Consider the following 22,005-nt stretch of genomic DNA (forward strand, 5'->3'; position numbering starts at 1 on the left):
GTGCCGCCCCTCCCCCTCTCCCGCCGGGGCCTGGCAAGGCCGGCTCCGGGGGCACGGGCCCCGGCCGTGCCGGTTCTCAAGGCCGCGGACGAAGCAAGGAAACACTGATGCAGGACATGCCACCCGCCCCCATCCACGTCTATTTCGCGCTGCTGCCCGGCAGCCTGGTGCTGGACTGGGCAGGCCCCGCGGAGGCGCTGCGCATCGCCAACCAGACGCTGCGCGCACGGGGCCTGCCCGAGCGCTTCGTGCAGCACTTCGTGAGCCCCACGCCCGAGTCCATGACCTCCGTGGGCGTCGCGCTCACGGGCCTGGCGCCGTTGCCCGAGGTGCTGCCCAGCCCCGCCTGGGTGGTGCTGGTGGGCCTGCCGGGCCGGCGCATCGACGTGGGCCACGGCGAGGCCCAGGCGCTGCTGCACTGGCTGCGCGGCCTGCGCCCGGTGGCCGGGCAGCTCGAGCTGGTCACCGTGTGCGCCGGGGCGGTGCTCGCCGCGCATGCCGGCCTGCTCACCGGCCGGCGCGCCACCACGCACCACCTGCACCTCGACGAACTGGCCGAGGTGGACCCGCGCTGCGACGTGGCCGCCAACCGCGTGTTCGTGACCGACGGGCCCATCTATACCAGCGCGGGCGTCACCACCGGCATCGACCTGCTGCTGCACCGCATCTCGGACCTGTGCGGCCCCACCGTGGCCGTGCAGGTGGCGCAGGCCATGGTGATCGGGCTTCGCCGGGGCCCGGACGACCCGCAGTTCTCGCCCTTCCTGCACCACCGCAACCACCTGCACGCCGCGCTGCACCGCGTGCAGGACGCCGTGGGCCAGCAACCCCAGGCCGACTGGAGCGTACCCGCCATGGCGGAGGTGGCGCACACCTCGCCCCGGCACCTCACAAGGCTGTTCCTGGAGCATGCGGGCATCGCGCCGCTGGCGTACCTGCGCCGCATCCGACTGGCCACGGCCGAAGCGGCCCTGCAGTCCGGGCGCAACGTCACCCAGGCCGCGCAGATGGCGGGCTTCAGCTCCGACACGCAGCTGCGCCGCGCCTGGCACCAGTTCGGCCGGGGCGGCACGCCGTCCCAGGGCACGGCGCGGCGGCCCCACTGAGAAGGAACACCCAGGAGACCACTGTGCGGCGTGGCGTGGCCAATCCACAAGGGCCCTGCCCCGGCCACACGGACACCGCCGTGCCAGAGTCCCCTCGCGAAGGCGCTGCAGGAGCGGGATGTGGTCCCGACGGTCCAGAGGCTCAGGGGTGCGGCGCCGCAGTCCTGTACTTGAGGCTTTTCTGGCCTCCAGCGCTTGATGGGAAAGCGCTGACAGCTATATAAATAATAGCAATCATCTTACCCCGAGGGCTTCAGTACGCCTCGGGCACGTACATCGACGCGGGCACCGGCTGGCGCAGGTACTCGGGGTTGCGCACGCGGTCGGGCAGCACCACCGCCGGATGCGGCACCTCCTGGTAGGGCAGCTGCGACAGCAGGTGGGCGATGCAGTTCAGGCGCGCCTTTTTCTTGTCCACCGCCTGCACCACCCACCAGGGCGCCTCGGCGATGTGGGTGCGTTCCAGCATGGTTTCCTTGGCCTTGGTATAGGCCTCCCAGCGCACGCGGCTTTCCAGGTCCATGGGGCTGAGCTTCCACTGCTTGAGCGGGTCGTGGATGCGCCCGAGGAAGCGCAGGTGCTGCTCCTCGTCGGTGATCGAGAACCAGTACTTGACGAGCGTGATGCCCGAGCGCACCAGCATCTTCTCGAACTCGGGCACCGTGCGGAAGAATTCCTCGTATTCGTCGTCGGTGCAAAAGCCCATGACCCGCTCGACACCCGCGCGGTTGTACCAGCTGCGGTCGAACAGCACCATTTCGCCGGCGGCGGGCAGGTGCGCCACATAGCGCTGGAAGTACCACTGCGTGCGCTCGCGGTCGTTGGGCGCGGGCAGCGCGGCCACGCGGGCCACGCGCGGGTTCAGGCGCTGGGTGATGCGCTTGATCACCCCGCCCTTGCCCGCCGCGTCGCGCCCCTCGAACAGGATCACCACCTTCTGGCGGCTGTGCTGCACCCAGTCCTGCAGCTTGACGAGCTCGCCCTGCAGGCGGAACAGCTCCTTGAAGTAAAGCTGGCGCGCCAGCTTGTCCGTGGGCTGGGGCGCGCCGAGATCGTCCACGTTGCGGTCCTCGATCTCCAGCTCCAGCTCTTCGTCGTAGCTGTCGATCAGGTCGTTGGCGATGCGCTGCATCAAGTCCTGGGTGTCAAGGGTGTTCTGGTGAAACATGGGCAACCGATCCGTGCAGGCAAATAGACAGAGAGATGCGCCATCGTGGCGCCGGCAGGTGACAGTGTTGTGACATCGGCGTGATCTGTCACGGCGCTGTCACGCCCGCGCGCCAACATGCGGCGGTGCCAGCCTGTCTCCCTCCTTTCCGCCGCGCGCCCTCTTTGCCGTGAATGCCCACCTGAACTACGGCGGCGATGCCGCCGGGCTGATCTGCGGCTATCTGCTGGATGCCGACGCACCCCCGCGCGAAGTCGATTCGGCGCAGGCCGCGCAGTGGCTGAGCGCGCTGCGGCATCCGCCAGCCACGGGCACCGCAGCGCCGCAAGCGGAGCACGCCACCACCTTCCTGTGGCTGCATTTCAACCTGAGCCACGCGCAGGCCGTGCGCTGGATGGAGCGGCACGCCGGCCTGCCCGAGGCCTTCTTCGATGCGCTCAAGGACCGCTCGGTATCGACGCGCATCGAGCGCGACGACGACACGCTGATCGCCGTCCTCAACGACGCGCACTTCGACTTCGCGTTCGAGCCCTCGGACATCGCCACGCTCTGGACCAGCGTGGCGCCGCGCCTGATGGTGACCGGGCGCACGCGGCCGCTGCGCTCGGTGGATGCGCTGCGCACGGCGGTGCGCAGCGGGCAGGCGCCGCGATCCAGCGTGGCCCTGCTGGCCGAACTGATGCGCACCCAGGCCTCGGGCCTGGTGGACATCGTGCGCGGCGTGACCCAGCGCATCGACGACGTGGAGGACGAGCTGCTGGCCGGCCGCCTGGACCACAAGCGCGCGCGGCTCGGGGTGCTGCGGCGCCTGCTCGTGCGCCTGCAGCGGCTGCTGGCCCCCGAGCCCGCCGCGCTGTTTCGCCTGCTGCAGCACCCGCCCGCATGGATGGGCGCGGACGATGCCCAGGAGCTGCGCGACTCCACGGAGGAATTCTCGGTGGTGCTGCGCGACATGCAGGGCCTGCAGGAGCGCATCAAGCTGCTGCAGGAAGAGATCGCCGCCAACGTGCAGGAAGCCAACAGCCGCAGCCTCTTCGTGCTGACGGTGGTGACCGTGCTGGCCCTGCCCATTAACATCCTGGCGGGGCTGTTCGGCATGAACGTGGGCGGCGTGCCGCTGGCGGACAACGGGCACGGTTTCTGGATCATCGTGGCCGTGGTGGCCGCCTTCACGGCGGTGGCGGGCTGGCTGACGCTGCGGGACACCCGCGATCGGTAGGTGCGGGCCCTGGCATGTCTACAATCGCGCCCCTTGCCCTGCTCCCGGACCGCTTTCCACCATGAACATCGTCGTCAACGAAGAACTCAAAGCCTATATCGAACCCCTGACCCCCGACGAGCACGAGGCCCTGGAGCGCAGCATCCTGGCCGAGGGCTGCCGCGACGCGCTGGTGCTGTGGGGCGACGTGCTGGTGGACGGCCACAACCGCTACGGCATCTGCCAGAAGCACGGCCTGCCCTTCCAGACGGTGCAGAACCCGCGTTTCCAGTCGATGGAGGACGTGCACCTGTGGATGATCGACCAGCACCTGGGGCGCCGCAGCGTGTCGGACTTCCAGCGCGGTGTGCTGGCCCTGCGCAAGCGCGAGATCATGGCCGAGCGCAAGGCGCGCGCCCCGGAGCCTTCGGAGTCACCCGACACCCTGGCCGCGGACGCCCCGGCGGCGCCCGAGGCCGCTGCCGCCCTGCCCGCCCCCGATCCGCTGGCCAGCCGCGAGGCCATCGCCCGGGCCGCGCGGCTGAGCAGCAGCCAGGTGGTGATGATCGAGAAGATCCAGAAGCAGGCCGCCCCCGAGCTGGTGGCCGCCGTGAAGTCCGGCACCATTTCCATCAACGCCGCCGCCGCCGTGTCCACGCTGCCCGCCGAGGAGCAGGTGGCGGCCGTCGCCGCGGGCAAGGATGAGCTCAAGCAGGCCGCCAAGCGCGTGCGCGAGCTCAACAAGCGCAAGCCGCGCGACGAAGCGCGTTCAGAGGAAGAAGAAAAGGAAGAAAAGGCCGCGCCACAGCCGGGCACGGGCGCCGAGGGAAGTGCCGACGAGCTGCAGGCCCTGCGCCACCGCGTGGCGGAACTCACCGCCGAGAACACCGAGCTGCGCCGGCAGCTGGCACAGCTACGGGCCGACCAGCCCGCGCACAGCGCGCCGTTCTAGCCGCGCAGTGCGTTGAGGCGGTCGGCAATCAGGTCGATGTCCAGACCGTCTTCGGCATGGGCCAGATAGGCCTGCAGGTCGGCCACGGCCTCGGCGGTATTGCCCCGCTCGGCATGGGCCAGCCCCCGGTCGCGCCGCTCGCCCCAGGCCTCGGGCAGCAGCACGATGAGCCGGTCGAGCACGGTGATCAGGCGCTGCCAGTCCTGCTGGGTGCGGTGCACCTCCTTGAGGTTGCGCAGCATGCGCGCGATGATGTCGCGCGGCGTGGCGGCCTGGAGGTACAGGCCCAGCGGCACATCGTAGTCGTCCACCAGGCCATTGCGTCGCTTGTAGGGCTCCAGCCGCTCGGCCAGTTCCTCGCGGCTGAGCGACTGGCCCGAGATCGGGTCGAGCACCACCTGCCCCTTGGGCAGCAGCACCTTGACCATGAAGTGCCCGGGGAACGCGATGCCCCGCGCATGCAGGCCCAGGCCCTGGGCCAGCTCCATCCACAGCACGGCCAGCGAAATCGGGATGCCCCGGCGCGTGCGCAGCACGGCGTTGAGGTAGCTGTTCTCGGGGTCGTAGTAGTTGTTGACGTTGCCGCCAAAACCCAGGTCGGCGAAGAAGAACTGGTTGAGGGTGCGCAGGCGCTGCAGCGCGGGCGCATCGGCGGGCAGGCGGCGCTTGATGCGGGCGAGCAGCTGGTCCATGTCGCCCAGCAACTGCTGCACATCCAGTTCCGGGTACTCGTCGTGGGCCAGGCTGGCCGCGGCCTCCAGCAGCGGAAAGTGGTCGTCGCTCTGCACCAGCGATGCAAAGTACTCCAGCGAGGTGGGCACGGAATAGCTCAGGGACATATGGCAGGGTTGTAAGTGCCGCGCCGGCCTGCGTCAAGCGACAGAAGACACCGCTTGGCAGCACATTTGCGGCCTTTGCCGCCGTCAGCGCCGCAGCAGCTGGCGCAGCTTGAGGCCGGCCGCCCACAGCGCGCCGAAGTACAGCACGGCCGCCGCAGCCATGAGCCCGGCCAGCAGCCCTATGCGCCGAAGGGTCTGCCCCTTCATCGCCACCCAGTCGAAGTGCTGCGCGCCCCACGCCAGCAGCAGGGCCAGCAAGGCGCTCGCGGCGATCACCTGCAGGGCGAACTTGCCCCAGCCAGGCAAGGGCCGGTAGCTGCCGCGCCGCAGCAGGCCGATCAGCAGCCAGGCGGCATTGACGAGGGCCCCGATGCCGATGGTCAGCGTCAGGGCGGCGTGCTGCAGGTAGCGCACCAGCACCAGGTTCATCAGCTGCGTCAGCACCAGCACCGCCACCGCAATGAGCATGGGGGTGCGCATGTCGTGCTTGGCATAGAAACCGGGCGCCAGCACCTTGATGGCCACAATGCCCACCAGGCCCACGCCATAACCCGTGAGTGCCAGGGTGGTTTGGCGCACGTCCTGGTCACCAAAGGCCCCATAGTGGTACAGCACCGCCACCAGCGGCTCTGAAAAGACCAGCAAGGCCACCATGCAGGGCACCGACAGCAACACCACCAGGCGCAGCCCCCAGTCAAGCATGGCCGAATACCTTTCGTCGTCCTGCTTGGCGCGGGCGCTGGCCAGCTGCGGCATCAGCACCACCCCCAGCGCCACGCCCAGCAGCGCGGTCGGCAGCTCCATCAGCCGGTCCGCGTAGGTGATCCAGCTCACGCTGCCGGTGGCCAGGTGTGAGGCGATCTGCGTGTTGATGAGCAGCGAGACCTGCGCCACGCTCACCCCCAGCAGCGCGGGCAGCATCAGGCGGATCACCTTGCGCGTGGTGGGGTCCGACCAGGCGGCCCGGATCGCCGCCCAGCGCACCCCGATGCGCGGCAGCAGCCCCAGGCGCGCCAGCGCGGGCACCTGGATGGCCAGCTGCAGCAGCCCCCCCACCATGACCCCGGCGGCCTGCGCGTAGATGGGCTCGATGCCATGGCGGGCGAACCAGGGCGCCCCCAGGACGATGGAGAGAATGAGCGCGATGTTGAGCAGCACCGGCGACGCCGCGGGCACCGCGAACTTCTTCCAGGTATTGAGAATGCCCCCCGCCAGGGCCACCAGCGACATAAAGCCGATGTAGGGGAACATCCAGCGCGTCATGGTGACGGCGGCGTCAAAACCCTGGGGCGACTGCTGGAGCCCGCTGGCCATGCCCCACACCATCCAGGGGGCGCCCAGCACACCGGCAATACACAGCAGCACCAGCGTCCATGCGAGCAAGGTGCCCACATGGTTGATCAGCGCCCGGGCCCCTTCGTCGCCCTCCTGGGCACGGGTGGCGGACAGCACCGGCACGAACGCCTGGCTGAAGGCCCCTTCGCCGAGGACCCGGCGAAACAGGTTGGGAATGCGGAACGCCACATTGAAGGCGTCCGTCATGGCGCTGACCCCGAAGACCGAGGCCATGAGCAGCTCCCGCACCAGCCCGGTGATGCGGGAGACGAGGGTCAGGAGGGAGACGGTGGAGGCGGCTTTGAACAGTGACACCGCAAGAAGTGTAGCCCCCCTGTGCCGCTGCGCGCCGTCCCCCAGGAGCGTCTCCCAGGGAGGCCGCACCCGGTGGCCTGGCAGAGCCGGTTCCACGGGTGCGCAGGCGATGGCAACGCGCCGGCAGCAGCCGCCGTGACCACGGTAAGTGGCTCTGGGCTATAATCGCGGGCTTTGCTGGCATCATCCTCAGACTCAAGGAATCAAAACCATGGCATCCGCTAAACCCAAGAAGAAGAACCCGCGCCTGGCGTCGGGCCGCAAGCGCGTCCGTCAGGACGTCAAGATCAACGCTGCGAACACCTCGCTGCGCTCCAAATACCGTACCGCTGTCAAGAACGTCGAAAAGGCTGTTCTGGCGGGCGACAAGACCAAGGCGACCGAACTGTTCGCCAAGATGCAGGCCGTGGTCGACACCGTGGCTGACAAGGGCATCTTCCACAAGAACAAGGCTGCTCGCGACAAGAGCCGTCTGTCCGCCAAGGTGAAAGCCCTGGCCCTGGCCGCCTGACCCACTTCAGGCAAACAGCCCGAACGGCATCCGCCGTTCGCCGTTTGTAACGGGTGCGCTGCCAGCAAACGAACAAACCGCCTTCGGGCGGTTTTTTCGTTTCTGGATGCAAATGGCGCGCCCCGTCTCTTTACGATAAATTATTGAAGAACCATAATTATTGGAATTTCATAAAAACCAATAAACCATGACCTTCCGGCGAACCGCCCTCGCGCAGGAGATGGCCACGCAATTGCTGCGGCCCTCGTTTCTCGACACGTCGCTGCGCTCGGGCCTGTTCCTGGCGGGGCAGCGGCGCGTGGGCAAGACCACCTTCCTGGCCACCGACCTGATCCCCGCGCTGGAGGCCCTGGGCGCCATCGTGGTCTATGTGGACCTGTGGAGCCAGCCCCAGGCCAACCCGGCCGACCTGGTGCACGAGGCGATCCGCAAGGCCTTGAAGGAGCTCCAGACGCCGGGCTCGGCCATCCTCAGGCGGCTCAAGGATGTCTCCAGCGTCGATGCCGGCGCGGCGGGGTTCAAGTTCGGGTTCAAGCTCTCCGATGTGGGCAAGGAAAAAGGTGTGAGCCTGGCCCAGGCGTTCAAGGAACTGATCGACCAAGCCCGCACGGACGTGGTGCTCATCATCGACGAGGTCCAGCACGCCCTGGGCAGCGCCGACGGCGACAACATGCTGCACGCGCTCAAGGCCGCGCGCGACGCCATCAACACCCGCCCCGGCACGCCCGGCTATTTCCTGTTCCTGGGCACGGGCTCCCACCGCGCGCGGGTGCAGGAGCTCACGCTCAAGGGCAACCAGGCGTTCAACGGCGCGGTGACCAACGAGTTTCCGGTGCTGGGCCGGGACTTCATCGACTACGTGCTGGAGCAGGTCCGCCCCCAGCTCGGGCCCATGCTCCCGGCCCCGGATGTCGCGGAGGCGGCCTTCAAAAGCATGGGGAGCCGGCCCGAGGAGCTGATGAAGGCCCTGAACATCCTGCGCAGCCTGCCGCCGGACGCGCGGCCCGACGAACATCTGCCGACCATCGCCCAATCGCTGGGCGCGGCCGCGGCCGACGTCGAACTGCAGAAGGTGGAAGCCATGGGCCCTCTGGCCGAGGCCGTGTTCTCGCGCATCTGCAGCATCGGTGGCGACGTCAAGGGCGTGTTCACCGCCGACGCCCTCAAGGCCTACGCAGCGCAGATTGGCCGCGAGGCCACGGCCCAGGAGGTGCAGGGCGTGATCGGGATGATGACCTCGGCCAACCTGCTCATGCGCGTCCGGCACGGGCACTACGGGGTGACGGACCCGTTCGTGGAGAAGGCCTGGATGGCCAGGCTGCGGTCGGACCAGCTCCTGCGCGCCAGCCCCGCACCGGATCCTGACCACGGCGCAGCGTGATCGCAAAACACTGAACGGCGGTGGAACCGGGGCCCCGGAAGTGGCCGGCCACGCCACGAAAGACGCTCCGCACCCGCCGGCGCACCGGGGGAAAGGTCAAGGCCTGGTGGTCAAGGCCTGGTGGAAGGCGCCGGGGGCGGGTCTGGCAACAGGCAGGCTTCGGCCACCTGCAGATTGTTGTCCCGTGCGAAGTTGATGACGAAGTCCCAGGCCATGGGTTCGTGGTCGCGCAGGTCGCGGTGCACCACCACGCACTTCACCCCGTTGAGCGTGGTCGGAATGCACCAGGGCGAGTAACTCAAATGGCTGCCGGGCCGGGCTCCGCCCGGGCGAAAACTGCTCATCACCCCGGCCAGCCGCTCGGCCCAATCACTGGGGCGAAAGGTCTTCCCGTCATGGGTAATGCCCTGGATGAAGACTTCTTTGGAGGTGGGGGAAACCATCGGGATTGGAGTGGTAGTGGGGCGCGGCCAAGGCAGGATCACTGCATGCTGCACCGCAACGCGCATTCTAACTCTTATATAAGAGCTGGGACCCTAATCCACATGCTGGACTCCGGATCAGGCCCCGAAACAGCGTGGGCCGCGCCGCATTGCAGTAATGCGCAATCGTCAACAGCCGTTCATCGTGCTCCCCCTAGAATCGTGCTTCGCTTTCTCGGGCTTCGATCCCTCAAGGGCAGCCCATCACCGTACCGTCAGGAGATTTCTGCATGACCGCCACCACCCCGGCAGCTTCGCCCCACGTGATGAACACCTATGGCCGCGTACCCATCGCGCTGGCCCGTGGCCAGGGCAGCCGAGTCTGGGACGTGAACGGCAAGGAATACCTGGACGGCCTGGGCGGCATCGCCGTGAACACCCTGGGCCACAACCACGCCAAGCTCGTGCCCGCGCTGCAGGACCAGATCACCAAGCTGATCCACACCTCCAACTACTACCACGTGCCGCTGCAGGAACAGCTCGCGGCCAAGCTGGTGGAGCTGTCGGGCATGCAGAACGTGTTCTTCTGCAACTCGGGCCTGGAGGCCAATGAGGCGGCCCTGAAGATCGCCCGCAAGTTCGGCGTGGACAAGGGCATCGCCAAGCCCGAGATCGTGGTGTACGAGAAGGCCTTCCACGGCCGCTCCATCGCCACCATGTCGGCCACGGGCAACCCCAAGATCTACAGCGGCTTCGGCCCGCTGGTGGAAGGCTTCATCCGCGTGCCGCTGAACGACATCGAAGCCATCAGGAAGGCCACCGAAGGCAACCCCAACGTGGTGGCCGTGTTCTTCGAGACCATCCAGGGCGAAGGCGGCATCAACCCGATGCGCATCGAATACCTGCAGCAGCTGCGCAAGCTGTGCGACGAGCGTGGCTGGCTCATGATGATCGACGAAGTGCAGTGCGGCATGGGCCGCACCGGCAAGTGGTTCGCCCACCAATGGGCGGGCATCGTGCCCGACGTGATGCCCCTGGCCAAGGGCCTGGGCTCGGGCGTGCCGATCGGCGCGGTGGTGGCCGGCCCCAAGGCCGCCAACGTGCTGCAGCCCGGCAACCACGGCACCACCTTCGGCGGCAACCCGCTGGCGATGCGCGCCGGGGTCGAGACCATCCGCATCATGGAAGAGGACGGCCTGCTGCACAACGCCGTCACCGTGGGCGACCACCTGCGCGCGGCGCTGCAGCGCGAGCTGGGCAGCCTGCCCGGCGTGAAGGAGATTCGCGGCCAGGGCCTGATGCTGGGTATCGAGCTTGCCAAGCCCTGCGGCGCGCTGATTGGCCGCGCGGCCGAGGCGGGCCTGCTGCTGTCGGTCACGGCCGACAGCGTGATCCGCCTGGTGCCACCGCTGATCCTCACCACCGCCGAGGCCGACGAGATCGTCGCCAAGCTGACCCCGCTGGTCAAGGCCATCCTGGCCGAATAGGCCCGCCGCGATACATTGCATCCATGAAACATTACCTGCAGTTCAACGACCTCACCGCCGACGAATACGCCTACCTGTTCGAGCGCGCCGCGCTCATCAAGAAGAAATTCAAGGCCTACGAAAAGCACCACCCGCTGGTGGACCGCACGCTGGCCATGATCTTCGAGAAGGCCAGCACGCGCACGCGCGTGAGTTTTGAAGCCGGCATGTACCAGCTGGGCGGCTCCGTGGTGCACCTGACCACCGGCGACAGCCAGCTGGGCCGCGCCGAGCCCATCGAGGACAGCGCCAAGGTCATCAGCCGCATGGTCGACCTGGTGATGATCCGCACCTACGAGCAGGCCAAGATCGAGCGCTTTGCCGCCAACTCGCGCGTGCCGGTCATCAACGGCCTGACCAACGAATACCACCCCTGCCAGATCCTGGCCGACATCTTCACCTTCATCGAGCACCGCGGCGCCATCAAGGGCAAGACCGTGGCCTGGGTGGGCGATGGCAACAACATGGCCAACACCTGGCTGCAGGCGGCATCGCTGCTGGGCTTCAAGGTGCACGTGAGCACGCCGCGCGGCTACGAAGTGGATGAGAAACTGGCCGCTGGTGCCCGCGGAATCAGCGCTGGCAGCTATCAATTCTTTAGCAACCCGCTGGAAGCCTGCCAAGGCGCCGACCTGGTGACCACCGACGTGTGGACCAGCATGGGCTACGAGGCCGAGAACGAAGAGCGCAAGAAAGCCTTCGCCGACTGGTGCGTGGACGCCGAAATGATGGCCGCCGCCAAGCCGGACGCCCTGTTCATGCACTGCCTGCCCGCCCACCGGGGCGAAGAAGTCGAGGCCGACGTGATCGACGGGCCGCAGTCCGTGGTGTGGGACGAGGCAGAAAACAGGATGCACGTGCAAAAGGCACTCATGGAGTACCTTTTGCTCGGCCGGATTGCATGACATGCGATCCGGTGGCGCGCCCGCGCCGGCAGCCTGTTTCGGCGCAGGCTCATGTCCGCACAGCGGACGTGAAGCGGCCGCAGGCCGCGCGCCGAAGCCACAACAGGATGCACGTGCAAAAGGCACTCATGGAGTACCTTTTGCTCGGCCGCGTGGCCTGATCCACTTCTCCACCATGCCCTGGCGCCGCCAGCCCGTCCATTGCGCCGAACTGCAGGCGCACTGGAACGCGCTGGGCCAGTCGCTGGGCCGCGACACCCCCGCCTGGCGCGCCAAGGGCCGACGCCTCATCCTGGGCTGGGCCCACTGGCCCCGCGCGTACCACGACACCACCCATCTGTGGGCCTGCCTGCGGCACCTGCAAACGGTGCAGGATCAGCAGCCCGGTGCCCTGCAAGACCCCCATGCCACCGCCCTCGCCCTGTGGTTCCATGACGCGATCTATTGGCCGTGGAGCAAGCACAACGAGGAGCGCAGTGCCGACGGGGCCATGTGCTTCCTGCGCAGCCAGAACCTGCCCGAGCCCATGGTCCTGCGCGTGCACCAGCACATCCTCGACACCCGCCACAACCCCGGCGCGCTGGCCGGTGATGCGCAATGGGTTGTCGACATCGACCTGGCCATCCTCGGCCAGAGCGATGCGGTGTACCGCCAGTTCGAGCGCAACGTGCGGCGTGAGTACTTCTTCGTGCGCTGGCCACGGTATGCAGCGGGGCGCAGCGCGGTGCTACAGGGGTTTCTGGAGCGGCCGCGCATTTACGGCACCGAATGGTTCCAGACACGCTATGAGGTGCAGGCCCGCAGCAACCTGGCCCATGCGCTGCACGCCTTGAAGGACGGCCGTCTGTACGCCTGAGGGGTGCAGCGACGGCACAGACCTCGCACCCGCCACCCCCCACATTCACGCTCCGCGCGTTAGTCGCAGGGCTGAAAGCGCTTGCACTCCGGGGTCAACTGGATCGAGGTCAGGGTGTTCTCGCCGTCCATGTGGCGCGCCGTGAACTTGACCCATGAGCCCTCCAGGATACCAGTCAGCAGCGCCCGATCGCTCACCTTGAACCTCTGCGTCGTGAAAGGGAGCTTCGTGCTTGGCAGCAGCTTCAGGCGCACATACAGCCGATTTCCATCTTCTTGCTGAACCGAAACCAGGCGCGCCCGGGTGAACACCGGTTCAGTGGGAGCGCTTGCTCCGGGTGCTGTCGCAGGTGCCATCGGGGTTGCGCCCGCCGGCAAAACCAAAGAGGCCAGCGATGACCATGCAATGAAGACCACGCACCGAGCCCATGGCCTCCAGCCCAGGCGTCCTGCAGCCTTCAAAACTGCGTCCCCACGGTGAGGTATGCGCGCGGTGTCCACTGCATGCTGCTGGTGCTCACAACCGGTACAACGCCCGATGCGTCGACGCGATCCCGGCGGAAATGGGCATCACCCACGTTGTAGACCCCCAACCGCCAGTAACCCAGCCCGCGTACCAGCTGACCCACATACAGATCCAGCATGGCGCTTGCGCGATTCTTCCCGGTCAACGTCCCGTTGATGTCCTGGTCGGCCGGCCCCGTCATCGACAGCGTGGCTCCGCCATACCAGCCGCCATTGCGCGGCATGGGTTTTGCCGCTGTCAGCGTGGCCACATAGCGTGCCTGCCCAGGAATGCGCCGTCCTTCGTTGGGCCCGCTGGTCATGCGTGACTGCAGCGCACTGGCATTGGCCGACAGCGTCCATTCGCTCCCCAGGCCCACCCAGCCCAACCCCGTGCGGGCATCGGCCTCCAGGCCCCACACGATGGCGTCTCCCACATTCCCACGTTGCTCCACCCAGCGTGCACCGATCAACTGCAGTGTGGGCGCCAGAACGTCGCTCATCCGGCGCACGAACAGGTTCACGCCCGCGTGGCCCGTGGCAAGACGCCGCTCAAAACCGGTGTCCAGTGTCCAGGCCACCTGGGGACGCAAGTTCGGATTGCCAATGGTGTCAGGATTGTTCAGGCTGTTGCTGCCCTGGCTGGGGATGGCGCGGTCCACCAGATCCCACACGCGCGGCAACTGGGTGACGCGCGCGAGATTCACGCGCCACTGCAGGTCCTCGGACAAGGGCGTGCGTGTATGCAGTGATGGCTGCAGGATGCTCCACTGCTTGCTGCCCGTCACTGCAGAGCTTCCACCGCTCAGTTCCACGCGCTCGCCGCGCAGGCCCAGCGTGAGCGTGGTGGTCGCGGGCAGCTCCCATTCGTTTTGCCCCCAAACCACCCACCGGCGGATGCCGGCATCCAGACCCGAGTTCACCGGCAGATCGCCACTCGCCGTCGTGTTGACAAAAAGTTTGCGGTCTTCCAGCTGCGCCCCGGCGCTCCACAGCAGTGCGGCGGCCGTACCCGTGAGCTTGGTGCTGAGGTTCCAGACGTCTTCACGCCGGTCGTCCACAAAGCTATAGCTGTCCGTGACTGCAGCACCGCCAACGCCGATGTTGCGCAGCAAGTCGCCCCTGCGGTCCACGGTGTCGCTGGCACGGCTCGCTGACAACGTCGTTTCGAGCTTGCTGGCCGCAAAGCGGTGCGTCCAGTCGGCTGCGGCCTGCAGATAGCGCCGGTCGTAGTTGTGCGCTTCCTGCGAACGCGCCGCATACGTACCATCGCCGCTGCCCACGCTGTCCGCTGTACCACCAAAATCGGCCTTGCTGAGCGTGGCACGCAGCGTCAGCTGATCCGCAGCACCGATCTTTCCGCTGGCACGCGGCACCAGTGCGTAGTCGGTGCGCTTGTAGCGGGCACTGGTATCGGACTGTGCGACCTCCGCACCGCCGACCTGCGTGCTGCGGTGGGTGTCCGAGCCCAGCAACAAACCCGTCGCAGAGGCCGCGACGAAGTAGGACCACGGCTCCCTGTTCTCCGCCTCGAGCACCTCCTCGGCGCCATCGGAGCCTTGGGCACCCTTGGCAGGCTTCACAGCGCCGCCCAAAGGCCCCGTGCGCGAAAAGAATGCCTGGCCCGCATTGCGTCCCCACACGTGGTTGTCGGTGAGGCGCAGCACCGTCTCGCGCTTCACAGTGGCCTGTCGCAACACGATGTTGAGCGTGCCGCCCGTGGCGCCCGAAAACTCTGCGCTGGGCGCGCGCACCACCTCAATGCGTTCGATCAGTTCGGGCGGCAGCTGGTCAATGGGCAGCTGCGTGCGCTTGCCACCCACGCGCTGGCCGTCGATCAGCAACTGCGTGGCGCCGCGCTCCATGCCGCGCATGCGGATCTCGACGCTGCCATCGGCAGATGGCACTACCTGCACACCCGGCAACTGGCGCAGCACGTCGGCCACCGAGAACGCACCCATTTGCTCAATGTCGGCGCGGTCCACCACGACCAGCGAACCGGCGGCAAAAAAACGCTGCTCCAGCGAGCGGCGCGCGGTCACCGTGACGCCATCGAGCTGCGGCGTTGATGCCCCGGCCCCCGTTCCATCGGGCGACCCTTGGGCCCATGCGGCGCCACCTGCCAGGCACGCCGCCCAGACAACGACGCGGTGGGTATGTTTTTTTCTCATAGACATCCTCTCTGCCAAGGATTGTCCGGGGACAAGGCTTAAGCGCAGCCTAAGACCAGCACGTTCTGCCCCATGGCGTCGCGGAACTGCTGTATCCCTGCGACAGGCAAATTGCGGCGCCAGCGCACGTTGCGCCTATACCTCGGGTACCACTAGCGGTTTTCGGTAGATCGTGTGGCGCTTGACCGTGTGGAACCCGCAGTCCTCATACACCCGGTTGGCGCCCGTCAGGTTTTCGCCGTCCACCACCAACGCCGACTCCGACATGCCCTCCTGCGCCAGCAGGCGCAGGCTGCGGGCAATCAGCGCTCTGGCAAGGCCACGGCCACGCCAGCGGCGACCCACACTGATGAACTCGGTGTAGCCCCGTCGCCTGGACAGATGGCGGTTTTCGTCCTCGTTGATGTACGTGCGGACCTGGCCTGCGATCTCATCGCCGTCCCATGCCACCTGCCAGCGTGCGGGCCGGAAAACTCTGCTGTCCAGCCACGCGTCGTAGTCCTGAGGCGTGGGCGGCGCCATCCCCCAATGGTCCTCAAACGCGGTGTGGTGCGCATCCCAGATGGTGAGGTAGTGCTCGGGCAACACGGGCCGCAGTTCCAGCCCTTCGGGCATGGGAAAGTCGGGCACAGCATGCAGCTGCGTCTGCAGCATTTCGAAGAAATACCGCATAGGCGCATAGCCGCTGGCCTGCAGCAGCCTGGCGCGCGCATCTTCACCTTGTTGCACATACGCATGGTGCACATGCGGGCCGCCCGGCTGCTGCGCTGCCACGGTGTGGTGCCGCTGCTCGATCCAGCCCTGCAGCAGACGGCCAATGCCGCGTCCGCGCCAACGCCCTGGCACAAAGCCAATTTGCGAGTGAAGCGTCAACCCGTCGGCCTGCGTGAATCGCCAGCAACGGCCATAGCCCACCAGTTCACCGTCCAGCTCGGCCATCACCGCGTCCTGATACGGATCGCACTGGGTGAACGCGGCGTAGTCGCGCGCCAGGTCTTCGGGTGCACGCCGTGCGAGCACCCCGTCGGCATCAAAGCTGGCGTTGGCTACCTCGGCCATGCCCGGGAAGTCCGATGGGCCGCGAAAGGGCCGCAGCACCAGCCGTGAAGGTGCCGATAGCCCCATCATCGATTTGTCCTCACCCACAAGGGCATCCTCCCCAGCTTCTTTCATTCATTCTTCTCTCTCAAACGTCGGTGAGCAAGCCATGTTGCGCTGCGCGCGCTGCCATTGTGCAAACCGCTGCCTTAACGTCAGCCAAAGGCGGACCTTCTGGCTCCGCCCAGCAGGCACGGCACCCGCCACAATCTCGCCATGCACATCCTGCTCATCGAAGACGACCTCGACCTGGGCCGCGCGCTGCAGTCCGCGCTGAAGGTGGAGGGCCTGACCAGCGAATGGCTGCGCCGCGCCGTGGATGCGCCGGCCACGGTGGACGCAAACACCATCGACTGCGTGCTGCTGGACCTGACCCTGCCCGACGGCAGCGGGTTCGACCTGCTCGCCCGCTGGCGCGCGCAGGGCCAGCAGGTGCCCATCATCGTGATCACCGCGCGCTCGGCGGTCGAGGACCGGCTGGCGGGGCTGGACGGCGGCGCGGACGACTTCGTGATCAAGCCCTTCGCCACGGCCGAGCTGATGTCGCGCATCCGTGCGGTGCTGCGCCGCAGCGCGCGGCAGGCCAGCGAGCGGTGGGTGCTGGGCGAGCTGGTGGTCGAGCCCCGGCGCCACCAGGCGCGGCGCGGCGGCGAGCCGCTGGATCTGTCGCCGCGCGAGTTCCAGCTGCTGCTGGAGCTGGCGCGCGAGCCCGGCGCCGTGGTGCCCAAGGGCGTGCTCGCCCAGCGGCTGGACCCGCTGGGCGAACCCGTGGATTTCGGCGCCATCGAAGTGCACGTGTCCAACCTGCGCCGCAAGATCGGGCCGGAGCTGATCCGCACCGTGCGCGGGGTGGGCTATCTGCTGCAGGCATGACCCGCCCCGTCTCCCTTCCCCGCAAGCTGCACACCGCCTGGACCAGGCTGGCGGAGCCCACGCTGGTGCGCCGCAGCGTGATCTCGGTCATGGTGGCCTTCGTCCTGGTGTGGGTTGTCCTGCTCGGCTACAACTACGTCAACTACAAGCAGGCCATCACCTATGACCCGGGCCTGCAGAAGTATGGCGACGCGGTGCTGGACTCACTGGCCCACCTCACGGACCGTTCGCAAGCCTCCGCCGCTCTGGCCTCGACCGACCACTGGACCAACATCCGCCGCCGCCAGATCGGCCTGCTGCCCGGCACATTGCTGCATGAACTGAAAGACGCCGCCACCGGCCAGCCGGTATTCGCATCGCCCGGACTGCAACCGTTGACGCCGCCGCCCGCCACGCCAGAAGCGGTGGGCGTGATCACGGAGGCCCGTCTGGGCGGCACCGTCTACCGCATCTACACGGGCCACAACGCGCGCTGGGCCTTGCGGGTGATCGAGCCCAAACGCACGGACTCCAACTTCCTGCAGTACAACGGCCGTGCGCTGGTGCCCTACCTGCTGCTGGCCTCGCCCTTCGTGCTGCTGCCCGTCTGGCTGTCGGTGCGCAATGGCCTGCGCCCCCTGCAGCAACTCGCCCGGCGCATCGCACAGCGCAACACCGACGACCTGAAGCCCGTGGGCTTCAACGCGCGGCACCGCGAGCTCAAGCCGCTGGAACAGTCGCTGGACCACCTCTTCGCCCAGCTGCGCCAGAAGGTCGAGCGCGAGCGGGCCTTCGTGCAGGATGCCGCGCACGAGATCCGCACGCCGCTGGCCGTGATCACGGCGCAGGCCCATGTGATGGCGCGCTCGCAGAGCGAGGACGAACGCACGCAGGCCCAGGCGCACCTGGAGCAGGCCATTGCCCGCACCTCGCACCTGGCGCAGCAGCTGCTGGACCTGGCCGCGCTCGACGAGGCGCAGCGCCCCGCACCGCGCGACCTGGACGTGGCGCAGTGGCTGCGCGCCGCGCTCGCACAGGCCGCGCCGCAGGCGATGGCGCGGCAGATCGAGCTGTCGCTGGACGCTCCCGACAGCCTGCCCGCGCGGCTCGACCTGCCCGCCTTCGAATCCATCGCGCACAACCTCATCGACAACGCCGTGCGCTATGCCGAGTCGGGCGGTAGCGTGTCGCTCACCCTGCGCGAGGAAGCCGGCGAGCTCCACCTGGCGGTGCAGGACGACGGGCCGGGCATTCCCGCCGCCGAGCGCAGCCGGGTGTTCGAGCGTTTCTACCGGGGCCTGGGGCATGCCGCCAACGGCTCGGGGCTGGGCCTGGCCATCGTGCGGCAGGCCGTGCTGCGCATGGGCGGGCAGGTGCAGCTGGGGGACGGCCTGAATGGCCGGGGCGTGGGCTTTTTCGTCGGCATTCCCCTCCCGCGCGCTGCCTGACAGGCCCTTCCTGGGCCGCCCCGCCAGGCGCATCCGGCCGCCTGCGGCATCTGCGCAGGGCGCCCGTCCCCCTGCCGGGGGGTTCCAGGCCAGAGACCGCGCCAGCCACCGGGCGCGCACGCGGCACGGGCTGCCGCCGCGGGGGCAGGGCCGATCTTCCAGGCCTGCCACGCAGATCGTTTAGGCTTCAACAAAATGCGAAAGGTGTTGGAAATAACCGACACCATGGTTTTTGCGGGACATGCAAACTTTGTCCCATGCCAACCAGCCCCTCTTCTTCCACAGCCCGCAGGCTCTGGGACATTTCGCCGCCCGTGCACGCGGGCAGCCCCGTGTTCCCGGGCGATACGGCCTACAGCCAGCAGTGGTGCGCCGCCATCGGGCCCGGCTGCCCGGTGAACGTGAGCGCCATCACGCTGTCGCCCCACGTGGGCGCGCATGCCGATGCGCCCCTGCACTACGACGAGCATGGCGCCAGCATCGGCGACGTGCCGCTCGACGCCTTCCTGGGCCCCTGCCGCGTGATCCACGCCATCGCGCGCGGGCCGCTCATCACCTGGGACCACATCACGCACGCGGTGGACGCCACCCTGCCCCAGCGGGTGCTGGTGCGCACCTACGAACACATGCCGGTGGACCGCTGGGATGGCGCGCTGGCGGCCTATGCCCCCGGCACCATCGAGCGCCTGGCCGACCTGGGCGTGCTGCTGGTGGGCATCGACACCGCCAGCATCGACCCGGCGGACAGCAAGACGCTCGACAGCCACCAGGTCATCCGCCACCGCGGCCTGCGCGTGCTCGAAAACCTGGTGCTCGACGAGGTGCCCGAAGGCGACTACGAGCTCATCGCCCTGCCTCTCAGGCTCGCCACCGCCGACGCATCGCCGGTGCGCGCCGTGCTGCGGCGGCTGGCCTGAACCACCGCATTTTCAAGCCTTTTTGGCCACCACCGCTTGATGGACAAGCGCCAATAGCTATCAAAACAGAAGCAAACCATCCACCTGCCACCATGACCCTCACCGCACAAGACTGCCGCGCCCTCGATGCGCAAGACCCCCTCGCCCCGCTGCGCGGGCACTTCACCCTGCCCCCGGGCGTGGTCTACCTGGACGGCAACTCGCTGGGCGTGGCCCCCAAGGCCGCGGCAGCGCGCGTGGCCGATGTGGTGACGCGCGAGTGGGGCACGGACCTCATCAAATCCTGGAACACCGCGAGCTGGTTCGATCTGCCCCAGCGCCTGGGCAACCAGCTGGCCCCGCTGATCGGCGCGGGCCCGAACGAAGTGGTGTGCACCGACAGCACCTCGATCAACCTGTACAAGGTGCTGAGCGCGGCGCTGAACATCGCCCGCGAGGACGGCCCGGCGCGCAAGCGCGTCGTGAGCGAGCGCAGCAACTTCCCCACCGACCTGTACATCGCCGAGGGCCTGTGCAAGGAGCGCGGTCTGGAGCTGGTGCTGGTGGAGCCCGAGGAGATCGCCGCCGCGCTGGCCCCCGACGTAGCCGTGCTGATGCTCACCCACGTGAACTACCGCACCGGCGCCATGCACGACATGGCCGCCCTCACCGCCGCAGCGCATGCCCAGGGCATCCTGTGCGTGTGGGACCTGGCGCACAGCGCAGGCGCGGTGCCCGTCGATCTGAACGGCGCGGGTGCAGATTTTTCCATCGGATGCGGCTACAAGTACCTGAATGGCGGCCCCGGCGCACCGGCCTTCGTGTGGGTGCACCCGCGCCACGCCGACCGCTTCTGGCAGCCGCTGTCGGGCTGGTGGGGCCACGCGGCTCCGTTTGCCTTCACCCCCGACTACAAACCCGCACCAGGCATCACGCGCTACCTGTGCGGCACGCAGCCCATCATCAGCCTGTCGGCGCTGCAGTGCGGGCTGGACGTGTTCACGGTCGCGCAGGCGCTGGGCGGCATGGCCGCGCTGCGCACCAAGTCGCTGGCACTCACCGACCTGTTCATACAGCTCGTGGAAGAACGCTGCGCGGGCCACGGCCTGGGCCTGGCCACGCCGCGCGACCATGCCCGGCGCGGCTCGCAGGTGTGCCTGACGCGCGACGAAGGCGCCGGCGTCAACGGCCAGGGCAGCGGCGCCTATGCCATCGTGCAGGCGCTGATCGCGCGCGGCGTGATCGGCGACTTCCGCAAGGGGGACGGCGGCCAGGGCCCGCACAAGGACATCCTGCGCTTTGGCTTCACGCCGCTGTACCTGGGCTTTGAAGACGTGTGGAATGCCGTGGAGCACCTGCGCCAGGTGCTGGAGAGCGGCGACTGGCAAAAGCCCGAGTTCAACCAGACGCACGCCGTGACCTGACCGGGAAGGAGATTGACCATGTGCCCCTTCTCGCAAACCCCGTCGCAAGGCGCTGCCGGCGCAGCGTCCGCCACGCCCCTGCCCGAGTCCATCGTGCACGAGGAACGCGCCCAGCTCGACTTCAGCCAGTCGATGAGCTACGGCGACTACCTGCAGCTCGATGCCATCCTCACCGCGCAAAAGCCGCTCTCGCCCGCGCACGACGAGATGCTGTTCATCGTGCAGCACCAGACCAGCGAGCTGTGGATGAAGCTCATGCTGCACGAGCTGCGCGCGGCCATAACGCACATCGCCAACGACGAGTTGCAGATGGCCTTCAAGATGCTGGCGCGCGTCTCCAAGATCATGGAGCAGCTGGTGCACGCCTGGGACGTGCTGGCCACCATGACACCGCCCGAATACACCGCCATGCGCCCGTACCTGGGCCAGTCCAGCGGCTTTCAGAGCTACCAGTACCGCAGCATCGAGTTCGCCCTGGGCAACAAGAACCGCGCCATGCTCAAGCCCCACGAGCACCGTGCCGACCTGCTGGCCCAGGTGCAGGCCGCGTACGAGGCGCCCTCGCTGTACGACGAAGCCCTGCGCCTGCTGGCGCGCCGCGGCATCCCCGTGCCCGCCAGCCACCTGGAGCGCGACTGGACCCAGCCCTACGCGGAAAGCGACGGCGTGGAGCAGGCCTGGCTGGTGGTGTACCGCAACCCCAAGGAGCACTGGGACCTGTACCAGCTGGGCGAGGAACTCACCGACCTGGAAGACGCATTCCGCCTGTGGCGCTTCCGGCACGTGACCACCGTGGAGCGCGTGATCGGCTTCAAGCGCGGCACGGGCGGCACCGGCGGCGTGAGCTACCTGCGCAAGATGCTGGACGTGGTGCTGTTCCCCGAGATCTGGAAGCTGCGCACGGACCTCTGAGCAGCGGGGCACGGGCCTGCCAGCACGCAAAAAAGAAGCCTGCCGCCCCCTGGCGGACAGGCCTTCGAGATGCCGGCAGCGCTTTCCACACAAGCGCTGGCAGCTATTATTTTTGTAGTTTTTTCTCCCTTGAGCACGCGTCCCCGTCCAGCCCGCCACTGGCCGCGCCGGGACGTTCATCCTGGCG

20 protein-coding genes are annotated in these 22,005 nt (G+C 67.9%); 13 read left to right on the forward strand and 7 right to left on the reverse strand.

All coding sequences use genetic code 11. The annotated features are described in order from the left end of the window. Positions 1–107: 107 nt before the first annotated feature. Positions 108–1,106, forward strand: a complete 999-nt coding sequence (locus tag AC1RVY_RS23965) for a GlxA family transcriptional regulator (RefSeq protein ID WP_218293683.1) — start codon at positions 108–110, stop codon at positions 1,104–1,106. A 253-nt stretch (positions 1,107–1,359) separates the two neighbouring features. On the opposite strand, the gene ppk2 is transcribed toward AC1RVY_RS23965, so the two are convergent. Then, positions 1,360–2,274, reverse strand: coding sequence for a polyphosphate kinase 2 (ppk2, locus tag AC1RVY_RS23970; protein ID WP_218293682.1), 915 nt, complete (start codon positions 2,272–2,274; stop codon positions 1,360–1,362). Positions 2,275–2,443: 169 nt separating this feature from the next. Here ppk2 and AC1RVY_RS23975 point away from each other — a divergent pair, with 169 nt between their 5' ends. Then, positions 2,444–3,493: a transporter gene (locus AC1RVY_RS23975; RefSeq protein ID WP_492808590.1), complete on the forward strand. Its 1,050-nt coding sequence runs from the start codon at positions 2,444–2,446 to the stop codon at positions 3,491–3,493. 61 nt (positions 3,494–3,554) lie between these two features. Then, positions 3,555–4,424 (forward strand): plasmid replication/partition related protein, encoded by an 870-nt coding sequence (locus tag AC1RVY_RS23980; RefSeq protein WP_492808592.1) that lies wholly within the window; start codon positions 3,555–3,557, stop codon positions 4,422–4,424. On the opposite strand, the gene AC1RVY_RS23985 is transcribed toward AC1RVY_RS23980, so the two are convergent. Continuing rightward, a complete protein-coding gene (locus AC1RVY_RS23985) occupies positions 4,421–5,263 on the reverse strand; it encodes a SirB1 family protein (RefSeq protein WP_218293679.1) in 843 nt (280 codons plus the stop codon). The genes AC1RVY_RS23980 and AC1RVY_RS23985 overlap by 4 nt on opposite strands. Positions 5,264–5,347: 84 nt before the next feature. Next, positions 5,348–6,913, reverse strand: a complete 1,566-nt coding sequence (gene murJ, locus AC1RVY_RS23990; RefSeq protein ID WP_218293678.1) for a murein biosynthesis integral membrane protein MurJ — start codon at positions 6,911–6,913, stop codon at positions 5,348–5,350. A gap of 211 nt (positions 6,914–7,124) precedes the next feature. On the opposite strand from murJ, the gene rpsT reads away from it, so the two are divergent. Further along, positions 7,125–7,424 (forward strand): 30S ribosomal protein S20, encoded by a 300-nt coding sequence (gene rpsT, locus AC1RVY_RS23995; protein WP_218293677.1) that lies wholly within the window; start codon positions 7,125–7,127, stop codon positions 7,422–7,424. Positions 7,425–7,611: 187 nt separating this feature from the next. Then, on the forward strand, positions 7,612–8,805 hold the full coding sequence (locus AC1RVY_RS24000) for an AAA family ATPase (protein ID WP_218341860.1): 1,194 nt from the start codon (positions 7,612–7,614) through the stop codon (positions 8,803–8,805). Between the two features lie 110 nt (positions 8,806–8,915). Here the strand turns inward: AC1RVY_RS24000 and AC1RVY_RS24005 are convergent, their stop codons facing one another. Then, complete coding sequence (locus AC1RVY_RS24005; protein ID WP_218341861.1) at positions 8,916–9,248, reverse strand: DUF3579 domain-containing protein; 333 nt, start codon at positions 9,246–9,248, stop codon at positions 8,916–8,918. Between the two features lie 269 nt (positions 9,249–9,517). Here AC1RVY_RS24005 and AC1RVY_RS24010 point away from each other — a divergent pair, with 269 nt between their 5' ends. From AC1RVY_RS24010 to AC1RVY_RS24020, 3 genes are all read left to right on the forward strand, one after another. Next, positions 9,518–10,714 (forward strand): aspartate aminotransferase family protein, encoded by a 1,197-nt coding sequence (locus AC1RVY_RS24010; protein WP_218293674.1) that lies wholly within the window; start codon positions 9,518–9,520, stop codon positions 10,712–10,714. 23 nt (positions 10,715–10,737) lie between these two features. Further along, on the forward strand, positions 10,738–11,658 hold the full coding sequence (gene argF, locus AC1RVY_RS24015; protein ID WP_218293673.1) for an ornithine carbamoyltransferase: 921 nt from the start codon (positions 10,738–10,740) through the stop codon (positions 11,656–11,658). 175 nt (positions 11,659–11,833) lie between these two features. Continuing rightward, complete coding sequence (locus AC1RVY_RS24020) at positions 11,834–12,514, forward strand: HD domain-containing protein (protein ID WP_492808594.1); 681 nt, start codon at positions 11,834–11,836, stop codon at positions 12,512–12,514. Between the two features lie 59 nt (positions 12,515–12,573). Here the strand turns inward: AC1RVY_RS24020 and AC1RVY_RS24025 are convergent, their stop codons facing one another. From AC1RVY_RS24025 to AC1RVY_RS24035, 3 genes are all read right to left on the reverse strand, one after another. Continuing rightward, positions 12,574–12,930: a hypothetical protein gene (locus AC1RVY_RS24025; protein ID WP_492808596.1), complete on the reverse strand. Its 357-nt coding sequence runs from the start codon at positions 12,928–12,930 to the stop codon at positions 12,574–12,576. Positions 12,931–12,971: 41 nt separating this feature from the next. Continuing rightward, positions 12,972–15,188, reverse strand: coding sequence for a TonB-dependent receptor plug domain-containing protein (locus tag AC1RVY_RS24030; RefSeq protein ID WP_492808598.1), 2,217 nt, complete (start codon positions 15,186–15,188; stop codon positions 12,972–12,974). A gap of 135 nt (positions 15,189–15,323) precedes the next feature. After that, positions 15,324–16,361, reverse strand: a complete 1,038-nt coding sequence (locus tag AC1RVY_RS24035; protein ID WP_492808600.1) for a GNAT family N-acetyltransferase — start codon at positions 16,359–16,361, stop codon at positions 15,324–15,326. Positions 16,362–16,502: 141 nt separating this feature from the next. Between AC1RVY_RS24035 and AC1RVY_RS24040 the strand changes: the two genes are divergently transcribed. The 5 genes from AC1RVY_RS24040 (at position 16,503) to kynA (ending at position 21,818) form a co-directional block, all read left to right on the forward strand. Next, the gene (locus tag AC1RVY_RS24040; protein ID WP_218293668.1) at positions 16,503–17,159 is read left to right on the forward strand and encodes a response regulator; all 657 of its coding nucleotides are present in this window, start codon (positions 16,503–16,505) and stop codon (positions 17,157–17,159) included. Then, complete coding sequence (locus AC1RVY_RS24045; protein ID WP_218293667.1) at positions 17,156–18,586, forward strand: sensor histidine kinase; 1,431 nt, start codon at positions 17,156–17,158, stop codon at positions 18,584–18,586. Before AC1RVY_RS24040 ends, AC1RVY_RS24045 begins: the two co-directional genes overlap by 4 nt. Positions 18,587–18,843: 257 nt before the next feature. Then, the gene (gene kynB / locus AC1RVY_RS24050) at positions 18,844–19,503 is read left to right on the forward strand and encodes an arylformamidase (protein WP_218293666.1); all 660 of its coding nucleotides are present in this window, start codon (positions 18,844–18,846) and stop codon (positions 19,501–19,503) included. 92 nt (positions 19,504–19,595) lie between these two features. Next, entirely contained in the window at positions 19,596–20,906 is a 1,311-nt protein-coding gene (kynU, locus tag AC1RVY_RS24055) for a kynureninase (RefSeq protein ID WP_492808603.1), read from the forward strand. A gap of 18 nt (positions 20,907–20,924) precedes the next feature. Next, positions 20,925–21,818 carry a tryptophan 2,3-dioxygenase gene (kynA, locus tag AC1RVY_RS24060; protein WP_218341868.1) on the forward strand — a complete coding sequence of 298 codons (894 nt, stop codon included), beginning with the start codon at positions 20,925–20,927 and terminating at the stop codon, positions 21,816–21,818. Positions 21,819–22,005 lie beyond the last annotated feature (187 nt).

The organism is Acidovorax sp. GW821-FHT11A03, from assembly GCF_058809075.1.